This is a genomic window from Microbacterium sp. P5_B6, assembly GCF_056400345.1.
Map to the genome: position 1 here is coordinate 149,433 of NZ_JBFULL010000003.1, position 12,510 is coordinate 161,942.

General features: G+C 69.9%; 10 protein-coding genes. 2 read left to right on the forward strand and 8 right to left on the reverse strand.

Annotation, left to right across the window (positions count from 1 at the left end; genetic code table 11):
* Nucleotides 1-19: 19 nt before the first annotated feature.
* The 4 genes from AC1DP3_RS05685 to AC1DP3_RS05700 form a co-directional block, all read right to left on the reverse strand.
* Nucleotides 20-1,993, reverse strand: a complete 1,974-nt coding sequence (locus tag AC1DP3_RS05685) for a DUF2207 domain-containing protein (RefSeq protein ID WP_477292160.1) — start codon at nt 1,991-1,993, stop codon at nt 20-22.
* Between the two features lie 25 nt (nt 1,994-2,018).
* Entirely contained in the window at nt 2,019-3,491 is a 1,473-nt protein-coding gene (locus AC1DP3_RS05690; RefSeq protein ID WP_477292162.1) for a malate:quinone oxidoreductase, read from the reverse strand.
* A gap of 226 nt (nt 3,492-3,717) precedes the next feature.
* The gene (locus AC1DP3_RS05695; RefSeq protein ID WP_477292164.1) at nt 3,718-4,788 is read right to left on the reverse strand and encodes an aspartate-semialdehyde dehydrogenase; all 1,071 of its coding nucleotides are present in this window, start codon (nt 4,786-4,788) and stop codon (nt 3,718-3,720) included.
* A gap of 102 nt (nt 4,789-4,890) precedes the next feature.
* Nucleotides 4,891-5,613 carry an NRDE family protein gene (locus AC1DP3_RS05700; protein ID WP_477292166.1) on the reverse strand — a complete coding sequence of 241 codons (723 nt, stop codon included), beginning with the start codon at nt 5,611-5,613 and terminating at the stop codon, nt 4,891-4,893.
* 52 nt (nt 5,614-5,665) lie between these two features.
* Here AC1DP3_RS05700 and coaBC point away from each other — a divergent pair, with 52 nt between their 5' ends.
* Complete coding sequence (coaBC, locus tag AC1DP3_RS05705; RefSeq protein WP_477292168.1) at nt 5,666-6,874, forward strand: bifunctional phosphopantothenoylcysteine decarboxylase/phosphopantothenate--cysteine ligase CoaBC; 1,209 nt, start codon at nt 5,666-5,668, stop codon at nt 6,872-6,874.
* Between the two features lie 33 nt (nt 6,875-6,907).
* On the opposite strand, the gene AC1DP3_RS05710 is transcribed toward coaBC, so the two are convergent.
* Entirely contained in the window at nt 6,908-8,191 is a 1,284-nt protein-coding gene (locus AC1DP3_RS05710) for an aspartate kinase (protein ID WP_477292170.1), read from the reverse strand.
* A 213-nt stretch (nt 8,192-8,404) separates the two neighbouring features.
* On the opposite strand from AC1DP3_RS05710, the gene AC1DP3_RS05715 reads away from it, so the two are divergent.
* Entirely contained in the window at nt 8,405-8,653 is a 249-nt protein-coding gene (locus tag AC1DP3_RS05715) for an SCO4226 family nickel-binding protein (protein ID WP_477292172.1), read from the forward strand.
* Here the strand turns inward: AC1DP3_RS05715 and AC1DP3_RS05720 are convergent.
* The 3 genes from AC1DP3_RS05720 to AC1DP3_RS05730 are packed head-to-tail and all read right to left on the reverse strand — an operon-like array spanning nt 8,629 to nt 12,460.
* Nucleotides 8,629-9,570, reverse strand: a complete 942-nt coding sequence (locus AC1DP3_RS05720; protein WP_477292174.1) for a DMT family transporter — start codon at nt 9,568-9,570, stop codon at nt 8,629-8,631. The genes AC1DP3_RS05715 and AC1DP3_RS05720 overlap by 25 nt on opposite strands.
* 20 nt (nt 9,571-9,590) lie before the next feature.
* Complete coding sequence (recR, locus tag AC1DP3_RS05725; RefSeq protein WP_477292176.1) at nt 9,591-10,184, reverse strand: recombination mediator RecR; 594 nt, start codon at nt 10,182-10,184, stop codon at nt 9,591-9,593.
* 2 nt (nt 10,185-10,186) lie between these two features.
* Nucleotides 10,187-12,460, reverse strand: a complete 2,274-nt coding sequence (locus AC1DP3_RS05730; protein ID WP_477292178.1) for a DNA polymerase III subunit gamma and tau — start codon at nt 12,458-12,460, stop codon at nt 10,187-10,189.
* Between the last annotated feature and the right edge of the window lie 50 nt (nt 12,461-12,510).

Here is a 12,510-nt window from a genome sequence, read left to right on the forward strand (position 1 = left end):
CGCCCTGTCATGGAGCCGGTCAGCGACCGMCGAACCCTCCGCCGCCGCCGCCTCCGCCGGAGAATCCTCCGCCGCTCGAACCGCCGGACGACGACCAGCTGCTGGAGAAGGACGAGCCCGACGAGCTGGACGAACTGCCGCTCGAGACGGGTGTTGCGGCGAGGCGACCGATCGAGGACGACGCGTGTGACAGCGAGTCCGAGCTGACCGAGTCGAGCAGCGCGAGGCGTGACGCCGTCGGCTCGACGACGACGGCCGATCGGATCACGTCCGCCCACTCGCGCTCCATTCCGAAGAGCACCGCATACGGGAGCAGCCGTTCGTACAGGTTCACGACCTCCGCGCCGGGAGCGCCGGCCGCCTCTCCGAACGGGCGCACTCCCGCCGAGACGAGATCCGCCGTCTGTGGGGACTGTGCGGCGCGCAGGCGCTCCTCCTCGGCCAGGCGGAGGTACTCCCGGATGCCGTCGAGGTACGTCCGATGCCTGCCGCCCGCCAGCGTCAGAGTCGTCTTGGGGAGGCCGAAGAAGGGCAGGACGATGAAGGCCCCGTAGGCGCTCGCTATCGACAGGACGTTGATCCACCCGCCCAGGGCTCCGAGATCGGTCAGGACCGAGGGCATGCCATCGAGGAAGAACATGAGGAGCACGGCGATGACCAGGCCGCCGAATTGGAGGGCACCGCGCACGACCCCGATCCATCGCGGCGTCTTGCTGCGGTACCCTCGGTCCACCGTGGCGTCGTCGATGCGCCGCACGTAGGTGACGGCTCGCACGGGGGGCTTGTGCGCGAACTCTCCGAGATCCACGCGGTCGCCGGGGGCGGCATCCTTCCCGAACAGGGTCGTCACGATGCGACGGTCGTCGTGCGCGAGGCCCGTGTCGTCCCTCAGCACGACGCTGAAGTCATCGGTGTCCTTACGGTCTCCGGATGCGGTGATCTCGACCTTGTCGCGCACCGCCAGATCGACCACGTGCGCCGCGAGGGCTCTGGCCGGGACCCCGAGGACCCCCGCGGAGAGCGTCGGCGACTCGTCGACAGGCGGCGAGTACTGCACGATGATCGGCGAATCGTCGGGATTGCGACGCAGGAAGGCCTTCATCACGAGGATGAACGCCAGTCCGCCGAAGCCCGCCAGCAGGCCGAGCGCGGGCAGGATCCACTCCCACCAGGGGTACGGCGGAGGCGGCGGAGGCGAGGGTGCCGCGAAGGTGCCCTGTGTGAAGCCGATGGCCACGGTCACGTTCTCGTCGGACCCCAGGTCCTGGTCGGCGGCGGTGAAGGCGACGTGACCATCGGCGGAGCCCGTGATTCCGTTGCCGATCGCCCACGCGGCGACGGGACCGGGTGGGGTGTCGGAGGTCGCCGGCTGGATGTCGCACGCCGCCGTCGACCCGGCCGGACCCGAGTAGCAGAACACGCGATCCGGCAGGACGCCCAGGCGGGCTTGGCCCAGGATGTGCACGGTCGCGCGCACCGACCCGAAGGGCTGCGCGTGGTCGGTGCCGACGGTGTCCCAGTAGAACTCGTCCGCGTCGGTGTCTTCGTACCTGAGGACGACGTCGCTCATGGTGTACGAGATGAGATAGGTCTGCGGCCCCTGGACGTAGGTGTCGTCGCCGGTGAGGACGTAGACGTACTCCTCGTCCTCTTCGGTCCACCACGGGACCGGCGCTCCACCGGCGCCGGTGACGCTCACCACCTGGGTGTCGTGCGCGACCCCCGAGTCCGCCTGGGGGATGGAACGGATGATCCCCTTGTTCTGGTCGAAGTCGGGGAAGCGGGCGACGATCTTCTCGGTCGTGTACAGCTCGCTCTGGCCGCCCGGATCCCGTCCCAGCCAGTAGTCGGCCTCGAACGAGTCGTACGTGAAGCCGTCGACGCCCAGAGCGGCCGCGCCGACCGCTGCGGCGGCCGCCGCGCCGCCGAGCAACGGCGTCGCGACGAGCACCGCGGTGACCGCCGCCGCGCGCGCCAGCATCCCGAGCCCCATCGCGCCAGCGTAGCGGCGCCTGCCGTTACGCCGTGAGAGCGAGCACTCCGGCGGTCTCGGAGAGCTTCTCCTGTGCGATTTCGGGCCGCGGGTTGAGCGTCTCGCCGTAGCTCGGGATGAGATCCCTCAGCGTCGGCTCCCACTGCGCGATCCGGTCGGGGAAGCAGGTCTTCAGAAGGCCGAGCATGATCGACACGGCGGTCGAGGCTCCGGGCGACGCGCCGAGCAGGCCGGCGATCGAGCCGTCCTTGGCGGTGACCACCTCGGTGCCGAACTGGAGGACGCCGCCCTTCTTCGGATCCTTCTTCATCACCTGTGCGCGCTGACCCGCCTGGATGAGCTCCCAGTCCTCGTCCTTCGCCGTCGGCATGAAGGTGCGGAGGCTGTCGACCTTCTTCGCGTGGTCCTTCAGCAGCTCGCCGACGAGGTATTTGATCAGTCCGGGGTTGTCCCATGCCACCTTGAGCATCGGGATGAGGTTTCCGGGACGCACCTGCGTGACGAGGTCGAGCGGGGAGCCGTTCTTCAGGAACTTCGGGCTGAACGTCGCGAACGGGCCGAACAGCAGGGATGCCTCCCCGTCGACCACGCGCGTGTCGAGGTGCGGGACCGACATCGGCGGCGCCCCCACGGACGCCTGCGAATAGACCTTCGCCTTGTGCTGGGCGACGACCGCCGGATTGGTGGTCTTCAGGAACTGTCCGCCGATCGGGAACACGCCGTAGCCCGAGATTTCGGGGATGCCCGAGCGCTGGAGCAGCTTCAGCGCCCAGCCGCCGGCTCCGACGAACACGAACCGGGCCCTGGTCTCACCCGGCGTGCGGCCGATGGTGTTGCGCCACTTGACGCGCCACGTGCCGTCGCTCAGCTTCTTGAGTCCCCGCACCTCGCGGTTGGTGACGACATCGACGCCCCGCTCCTTCAACGCGTCGAAGAGCTGATGCGTCAGGGCGCCGAAGTCGACGTCGGTGCCTGCGGGCACGCGCGTCGCCGCGAATGGCTCGCCGACGCGGCGCTTCTGCATGAGCAGCGGCGCCCAGGTGTTGATCACGCGCGAGTCGTCGCTGAACTGGATGCCGGCGAAAAGGGGCTCCTTCTTGAGCACCTCGTAGCGGCGGCGGAGATACTCGACGTCCTTCTCTCCGCGCACGAAGGTCATGTGCGGCGCCGTGTTGATGAACGTCTTGGGCTCATCCAGAAGCCCTCGCTCGACGAGCGACGACCAGAACTGGCGGCTCTGCTGGAACTGCTCGTTGATCGCGATCGCCTTGGCGGGATCGAGGTCGCCGTCCGGCCCCTCCGGCATGTAGTTCAGCTCGCACAGGGCCGCGTGGCCCGTGCCGGCGTTGTTCCACGCGTTGGAGCTCTCCAGTGCCACATCGTGGAGTCGTTCGTAGACGACGATCTTCCAGTCGGGCTGGAGTTCGGAGAGGAGGGTACCCAGGGTGGCGCTCATGATGCCGCCACCGATGAGCACGACGTCGACGGTCTCTGTCACCTGACGATTCTAGGCGCCGCCGTCATCGTCACTCGACCTGGAGAGAGGGGAGCAACGGCAAACTCCGCGATTCTTTCCCCCGCGGAAAGCCGCTGGGGGCCGGATGCCGTGTGCTCTGCGCGCCCGGTGACAGGCGATCTGCCCACAACAGGCCCATCCACCGCAGATCAGCCTGCCCCCGGCAGACCGCCTGTTCTGGGGAATCGTTGGCGGCCCGGATACCGGGTCAGGCCGAGACGCCCAGGCTCGCTGCAACCAGCTCTGCGATCTGCACGGCGTTGAGCGCAGCTCCCTTGCGGAGGTTGTCGTTCGAGATGAACAGCACGAGGCCCTTGCCCTCCGGAGCCGACTGGTCGGCGCGGATCCGGCCGACGTAGCTGGGGTCGCTCCCGGCGGCCTGGAGGGGCGTCGGAACCTCTTCCAGTGCGACGCCGGGAGCATCGGCCAGCAGCTCTCGGGCGCGCTCGGGGGTGATGTCCCGCGCGAACTCGGCGTGGATGCTCAGTGAGTGACCCGTGAAGACGGGCACGCGAACGCAGGTGCCCGCGACGCGGAGGTCGGGAAGCTCGAGGATCTTGCGGCTCTCGTTGCGGAGCTTCTTCTCCTCGTCGGTCTCGTTGAGACCATCCTCGACGAGACTGCCCGCGAGCGGGATGACATCGAACGCGATCGGCGCGACGTACTTCTCGGGCTGGGGGAAGTCGACGGCGGAGCCGTCGCGGACGAGGCGCAGCGTATCGCCCTGTGCGAGGACGCCCTCGACCTGCCCGAGAAGCTCCTGAGCACCGGCCAGGCCAGAGCCCGACACCGCCTGGTAGGTCGAGACGATGAGCCGCTCGAGGCCGGCCTCGGCAGCCAGGGGCTTCAGCACCGGCATCGCGGCCATCGTCGTGCAGTTCGGGTTGGCGATGATGCCCTTGTGCGCCTGCGCGATCGCGTGCGGGTTGACCTCGCTCACCACCAGCGGAACATCGGGGTCCATGCGCCATGCGCTCGAGTTGTCGATGACGACAGCTCCGGCCTCCGCGAAGCGCGGGGCGTGCGCCCGGCTGCCCGTCGCACCGGCGGAGAACAGCGCGATGTCGATGCCGGCCGGGTCAGCCGTCGCGACATCCTCGATGACGACCGTCTGCCCGGCGAACTCGACCGAGGTGCCGGCGGAGCGCGCCGTCGCGAACAGCCGCAGCTCGCGAATCGGGAAGGCTCGCTCAGCGAGGATCTCGCGCATCACGGCGCCGACCTGGCCGGTGGCGCCGACGACGGCGACGGAGAGTCCGGAGTCTGAGATGCGGGTCATTCGTGATCCTCGAAGTCGGGGTGGCAGGGCGCGCCGAAGGCGCAGGCACCGGGGTTCGCCCGATTCTACCGGCCGACGCCGAACGCCCGGACGGTGTGACCGTCAGACGAGGGTCAGCGCGTTCCACCTGCCGGGCTCGTCGAAGGCGCCGTACGCGAGGTCGACGCCCTCCGGCCCGACGGAGGCGAGGCACACGAGCAGAGACAGTGTGGGGTAGCCGAGCGGGCGGTTGTCGCGGATGATCGCGTCGTCGTCGGTGGGTGCGAGTTCGGCCGAGCGTTCGAGCAGCGTCAGCCAGGGCGTGAACCACTCGCCGGATGCCGCGGCATCCGTCTGCGCGTCTGAGAACGCGCTCAGCCACCGGGCGATGCGCGGAGTGTCGTGGTCGTCGACGTCGTCGTGCGCGATCATGTGGGTTCCGGGCGCGAGGGAGCTCGTCCGCGCCCGCTCACCGTCCCACGTCGTCACGGTGACGCCAGGACCGTCCACCTCGACGAGGTTGAAGCCGTGCGTCGGCGGGTGAGAGCCGGGCTGGCGACCGGCGACCGCCTCGAGCACGACTCCCCCACGAGAGCGCAGAGCGTCCTCGGGGAGCGTCGCGACGTCTTCGCGGTTGAGGAGGACGGCAAGGCGCCGCGTCGCCGGGTCGACCGCAAGCCACGCCCCACCGGCGCGGGCGTCCCGGACGCCGGCGACACCGGGGTAGGCATCCGGCCACCACGTCCCGAGCGGATCCCACGCGCGAGCCGGATCCTCGTCGCGCACCGCGAGGATGCGCGTGGGCTGATCGGCGGTCTCGGGGACGTGGACGACGACGGTGCACACAGGGGCGACGGCTTTCTCGGATGACGTGAGCGGCGCGTGGGAGGATCGGGGAATGTTCATCGTAGTCGGCGTGACAGGCGGTATCGCGGCCTACAAGACAGTCACCCTCGTGCGGCTGCTGGTACTCGAGGGCCACGACGTTCACGTCGTCCCGACGGCGGATGCGCTCCGCTTCGTCGGGCTGACCACGTGGGAGGCGATCAGCCGCAACCCCGTGACGACCTCGGTGCACGAGGACGTCGCCGAGGTGCGCCACGTCGCCCTCGGCCGCAAGGCGGACCTCGTGATCGTCGCTCCTGCGACCGCCAACACGCTGGCCTCGATGGCCGCAGGCCTCGCGGATGACCTGCTCGGCAACACCCTGCTCGCGACATCGGCCCCGGTCGTCGTCGCGCCGGCGATGCACACCGAGATGTGGCGGCACCCGGCGACGGTGGCGAACGTCGAGACGCTGCGCAGCCGTGGCGTTCACATCGTGGGTCCCGCCGACGGCCCGCTCACTGGAGGGGACAGCGGACCGGGACGGATGTCGGAGCCGGACGTCATCGCCGCGTCCGCCCTTGCCGTCGCCTCGACCGGGGGCGACCTCTCCGGGTTGCACGTCGTGGTGTCGACCGGTGGCACGCGGGAGCCCATCGACCCCGTCCGGTACATCGGCAACCGCTCCAGCGGGCGGCAGGGGGCCGAGGTCGCCGTTGCCGCTGCGCGGCGCGGCGCTCACGTGCGACTGGTCGCGGCGCACGTCGATGAGGGCGTGCTGACGGGGGCATCGCTCGACCCGCGCGTCGAGATCGTGCGCACCGGAACCGCCGCGGAGCTGGGCGCCGCCGTACGCGAAGCGTCGGCCGACGCGGATATCGTGGTGATGGTCGCGGCCGTCGCCGACTACCGGGTCGCAGCCGTTGCGGAGCGGAAGCTCAGCAAGGAGGACGGGGTCCTCGCGTCGCTCGAGCTCGTCGAGAACGACGACATCCTGAAGGGCCTGGCCGCCGACCGGCGCGACGGTCAGACGGTCGTGGGATTCGCCGCCGAGACGACGACGGATGACGCCGAGCTCCGCGACCGCGCGCGGCGAAAGCGCGCGCGCAAGGGCGTGGACCTGCTGGTGGTCAACGAGGTCGGGTGGAACACGGGCTTCGAAGCATCCGAGAACCGCGTCATGGTGATCGATGCCCGGGACGAGATCGTCGCCGAGGCCTCCGGCTCGAAGCGCATCGTCGCCGACGCCCTCTGGGACGCGGTGCTCGCGAGCCGATCCTGACGACCCGAACCCGGCCTGACGACCCGAGCCGGCCTAGCGACCGGAGCCGGCGTGAACGGTCGCGTCGGTGTCGCCATCGAGATCGTAGGCACGGTGCACGACCCGCGCTGCCTCGGCGAGGTCATCGCCGCGGACGACCACCGAGATGCGGATCTCCGACGTCGAGATCATCTCGATGTTGATGCCCGCAATCGACAATGCCTCGAACAGCGTCGCCGAGACGCCCGAGTGCGTGCGCATACCGGCGCCCACGACCGACAGCTTGCCGATCTGGTCGTCGTGGACGAGGCTCTCGAAGCCGACTTCGGACTGATCGCCGGCGAGGGCCCTGAGCGCCGTCGCCGCGTCGCCCTTGGGCAGTGTGAACGAGATGTCGGTTCGCCCCGTCGCGGCCGCGGAGACGTTCTGAACGATCATGTCGACGTTCGCGCCCGACTTGGCGACGATCTTGAAGATCTCGGCGGCTTTGCCGGGCACATCGGGAACGCCGATGACCGTGATCTTCGCCTGTCCGAGGTCGGTTGCGACACCGGCGACGATTGGCTCTTCCATCTCTTCTCCTTCGCCGTCGGGGAGGGTCATCCCCGGGCCGAGCACATAGGTTCCGACGTTCGGGCTGAACGTCGATCGGGCGTGGATCAGCACACCGTGGCGGCGGGCGTACTCGACGGCGCGGATGTACAGGACCTTGGCGCCGTTGGCCGACAGCTCGAGCATCTCTTCGCTGGTGACGCTCTTGAGCTTTCGGGCCTTCGGCACCACCCGCGGGTCGGCGGTGAAGACGCCGTCGACGTCGCTGTAGATCTCGCAGGCATCGGCGTTGAGGGCAGCGGCGAGGGCGACGGCGGTCGTGTCGGTGCCGCCGCGGCCGAGCGTGGTGATGTCACGAGTGTCGCGATTGAAGCCCTGGAAGCCCGCGACGATCACGATGGCGCCCTCGTCGAGGGCCTCGCGCAGGCGGACCGGGGTGACATCGACGATGCGCGCGGCGCCGTGATCCGCGGTCGTGATCATGCCCGCCTGGCTGCCCGTGAACGAGCGCGCCTCGAAGCCCATCGAGTGGATCGCCATCGCAAGGAGCGCCATCGAGATGCGCTCGCCGCTCGAGAGCAGCATGTCGAGCTCGCGCGGAGCCGGGATGGGCGCGACCTGACCGGCGAGGTCGAGCAGCTCATCGGTCGTGTCGCCCATGGCGCTGACGGCCACGACCACGTCGTTGCCGGCACGGCGCGTCGCGACGATGCGCTTCGCGACCCGCTTGATGCTCTCGGCGTCGGCGACGGAGGAACCGCCGTACTTCTGGACGATCAGCGCCACGTGGTACTCCCGAGGGTGCCGTGCGGCACGCGTGTGGTGGTGGGTATCGGGCGGCGAACGGATGCCGCGCCAGTCGTCTATCTTACGGACGCCGCCATTCCCCGCCCGCCATGTGACCGGGCCCTCAACCCCTCTGTACCGCGCGCACGAGCAGGAGGACACTGGGCCCAGGAGCCTGGTCTTGGGACCGGGCGGCGAAAGGAAGGTTCTTCCATGCCTACATTCATGGATGTCCACGAGGGGTTCGTCGGAGTGGACAAGGACGGCCTGCAGGCGGCACACGATGCCGACCTCGCGATCGAGGAGGAGGAAGGCGTCCACTTCGAGAAGGCGTGGCTGGACCCGGTGTCGGGCAAAGCGTTCTGCCTGTCGACCGGGCCGTCGAAGGAGGCCGTCCAGCGGGTGCACGAGCGCGCAGGCCACGGCACCCTCGAGATCTACGAGGTGCCGATCGAAGTCTGATCGGCGGGATCGAACGCGTCCTCCGCACGCACGCGGCCACCCGTCGCCGCGAGCCAGCATCCGAGGATCACGAGCGGGAACCCGATGAGGAGCCCGAAGCTGAGCTCTTCGCCGAGCAGGATCGTACCGAGGACGATCGCGACCACGGGGTTGACGTAGGTGAACAGCGGCGCGCGCGCGGGCCCGACCTCGGCGATGAGGGCGAAGAACGCCATGAACGCCACGGCGGTGCACACGATGCCGAGCGCCACGAGCGAGACCGTGCTGCGGGCCGTCGGCACTTCGTGCTGCGCCAGCAGGCCGATCGGCAGGTAGAAGAGGCCGACGGCGGCGAGCGAGAGCGTGATGGTGCCGAGGGAGGGCACGTCCTTGAGCTTCGTCGCCACGATGAAGGGCGCGATCGCGTAGCAGACGGCCACGATGAGGAGCTCTCCGACGGCGAGGAGACTCATCGCTCCCCCGGCCGCCAGGCCGGGACCGCCGATGATGACCGCGACGCCGGCGAACCCGATGACGAGCCCGAGAGCCCGCGCGGGGCGAAGGACGCCCCTGTCTCCGCGCGTGAAGGCGATGACAGCCGCGAAGAGCGGGACGGTCGCGACCAGAAGGCCGGTCAGCCCGGACGGAAGCGTCTGCTCGGCATGGCCGAGGAGCAGGAAGGGGCCCGCCATCTCGATCGCACCGAACGCGAGCACCCACGGCCAGAGCTTCAGGGCGGGGAGGAGCGCGCGTCGGTGCAGCGCGATGGGCAGCAGGATGAGCGCGCCGATGAGCGTGCGTCCGGCCACGATCGCGGGCGGCGAGAACGAGTCGACCGCTTCTTTGATGAAGAGATACGGGAGGCCCCACACCACGGACATGACAGCGAACAGCATCCACCCGCGCGTGCTGAAACGCGTCGACACGATCGGGCTCACGGGGGCGTTCATACGGGCCCTCACACCGAGCGGCGGCCCTCGAACGCGCGCCCCAGGGTCACCTCGTCGGCATACTCGAGGTCGCCGCCGACAGGAAGACCCGACGCCAGGCGTGTGACGGCGATCTCGAGCGTGTGCAGCAGACGGCTGAGGTAGGTCGCGGTCGCCTCGCCTTCGAGATTCGGGTTGGTGGCGAGGATGACCTCCTGCACCGTGCCGTCCGCCAGCCGCTGCATGAGCTGCGTGATGCGCAGATCTTCGGGCCCGATGCCGGCGATCGGACTGATCGCACCGCCGAGCACGTGGTACAGGCCCCGGAACTCGCGCGTGCGCTCGATGGCCGCCACGTCCTTGGCGTCTTCGACCACGCAGATGAGCTTCTCGTTGCGTCGGGGGTCACGGCAGATGCTGCAGCGGTCCTGCTCCGAGACGTTGCCGCACACGTCGCAGAACCGCACCTTCTCGCGCACTTCGGCGAGCAGCTGGGCGAGATGCGACACGTCGAAGCTGGGTGTCTGCAGGATGTGGAAAGTGATGCGCTGCGCGGACTTCGGGCCGATGCCCGGAAGCCGCCCGAACTCATCGATGAGGTCTTGGACGATGCCGTCGTACATGCTCAGCTGAACCTCGTCGGGGGCTCATACGGCTCTTCTCGCACGAACGCCGCACCCAGCACCTGGCGCACGACCGCTTCTCCGTAGCGCTGCGGCTGACCCGGTCGGGAGGCCGACTGCGGCCGCTGCCTCATCTCACGGGGAGCACTCGCCAGCGGTGGTGCGATCGCGGGCGGCACGGGAACGTCGACGGAAGCGCCCACCTCGGGCTCCACGTCGGAGTCGTCCTCGTCAGGCTCGATCGAGGGCTCCACGTCGGCGGTGGGCAGGACATCGCCCTCGCGCGCCGGGGCGAGCGTCGTGGTACCCAGGCGCGCCGCCTGGCCTCGGACGTCTTCGGGTTCATCGTCGATCGCGAATTGGCCGACTGCCGAGGATGGCGACGTCGAGACGGATGCCGCCGGCCCGGCGTCTGCCGGGGGCGCGGCATCCGGAATCCGGGCGACGGCCCACTCCGTCACAGGGGCCGCCGACGCGCGTGCGGGTGCGGGACGCTCATTCGCGGGCGCCGCCGCGCCGCGCCGGGGAGTGCCGCTGGAGTCGCCGCCGACCGTGGGACCGCGGTCGGACCCTCCGCCGGCCCCTCGGTCCGAGTCCTGCTTGGCGATGTATTTCACCCGGAGACCGAGCACCGCCACGATCGCACCGCGAAGGTCTTCGCTCGGGCCCGCTCCCGCCGACAGCTGCTTGAACTTGGTGACGTCGGACTGGCTCTGGAAGATGAGGGTCAGCACATCCCCGTCGAGAGCGGCGACCTCGGCACCGGAGGCGAGGAGCCACGACGTGCGGCTGATCGTCTCGAGGCGGCCGAGCACCTGCGGCCACGCATCGCGCATGCGCTGCAGAGTGACCGGGCCGCTCGGTGCCGCTGTCGTCGAGGGCGGGGCCGGCTCGGGAGCAGCGGGCCCGGTCGCCGGCTGCGCAGCTCGGCGGGCGACAGGAGGGTCGGCGATCGGGCTGCCGTCCGGCTCGGGACGGGAATCGGAACCGGGGGTCGACAGGACCGGGGGCGCGGCCACCGCCGGTGCCGATGCCGTGGGCGCAGGAGCAGCGGCAGGAGCAGCAGCGGCCGGAGCGGCAGCGGCAGGCGCAGCAGCGGCAGGCGCCGCAGTTGCCACCGGTGCCGCCGCAACGCCCGGCGCCGGCGCAGCGCCGGCAGCCGGGCCGGCACCCGCCCACGCGGAAGCCAGCACGCGCGCGACCATGAGCTCGAGCTGCAGGCGCGGAGAGGTCGCCCCCGTCATGTCGTCGAGGGTCGCGATCACCAGGTCTGCGATGTGCGAGAGCCGCGCAGTGCCGAGGGCGCCGGCCTGGCGCGACATCCGCTGGAGGTCCTCCGCTGACACACCCCGCAGCACCGCGGCCGCTCCCTGCCCCGTCGCACTGACGATGATGAGGTCGCGCAGGCGCTCGAGCAGGTCGTCGACGAACCGCCGCGGGTCCTGCCCGGTCTGGATCACCCTGTCGATCGCCGCAAAGGCCGCTGAGGCATCCGCCGCCGCGAACGCGTCGACCACCTCGTCGAGCAGTTCGGCGTGCGTGTAGCCGAGGAGCGACACCGCGCGCTTGTAGGCGACGACCGGTCCTTCGGAACCGGCGATCAGCTGATCGAGCAGAGACAGGGTGTCGCGCGGCGAGCCGCCGCCCGCGCGCACGACGAGCGGCAGGACGCCCGACTCGACGGTGACGCCCTCGCTCTCGCACAGCTCTTCGACGTAGCTGAGCATCGCCGCCGGGGGCACCAGCCGGAACGGGTAGTGGTGCGTGCGCGAGCGGATGGTGCCGATGACCTTCTCAGGCTCGGTCGTCGCGAAGATGAACTTCACGTGGTCGGGCGGCTCCTCGACGAGCTTGAGCAGCGCGTTGAAGCCCTGCGGCGTCACCATGTGCGCCTCATCGAGGATGAAGATCTTGAAGCGGTCGCGCGCCGGCGCGAAGATCGCCCGCTCGCGGAGGTCGCGCGCGTCGTCGACTCCGTTGTGCGAGGCGGCATCGATCTCGACGACGTCGAGCGAACCGCCGCCCCCTCTGCCCAGCTCGACGCAGCTGTCGCAGCGACCGCACGGCGTGTCAGTCGGTCCTTCGGCGCAATTCAGGCAGCGCGCGAGGATGCGAGCCGACGTCGTCTTACCGCAGCCGCGCGGCCCGGAGAACAGATAGGCGTGGCCCACCCGATCGCTCCGCAGGGCCGTCATGAGCGGCTCGGTGACCTGAGCCTGCCCGATCATCTCGCCGAACGCCTCAGGACGGTAACGGCGGTAGAGGGCTGTGGTCACCGGATAAGCCTAGGCCGTGCCTCCGACACTTCGACCGGCTCGGCCCATCG

Excerpts from the sequence above, each read along its gene's own strand:
- coaBC (WP_477292168.1), top strand. The coding sequence starts at position 5,666 with ATGTTCATCGTAGTCGGCGTGACAGGCGGTATCGCGGCCTACAAGACA.
- AC1DP3_RS05715 (WP_477292172.1), top strand. The coding sequence starts at position 8,405 with ATGCCTACATTCATGGATGTCCACGAGGGGTTCGTCGGAGTGGACAAG.
- AC1DP3_RS05695 (WP_477292164.1), bottom strand. The coding sequence starts at position 4,788 with ATGACCCGCATCTCAGACTCCGGACTCTCCGTCGCCGTCGTCGGCGCC.
- recR (WP_477292176.1), bottom strand. The coding sequence starts at position 10,184 with ATGTACGACGGCATCGTCCAAGACCTCATCGATGAGTTCGGGCGGCTT.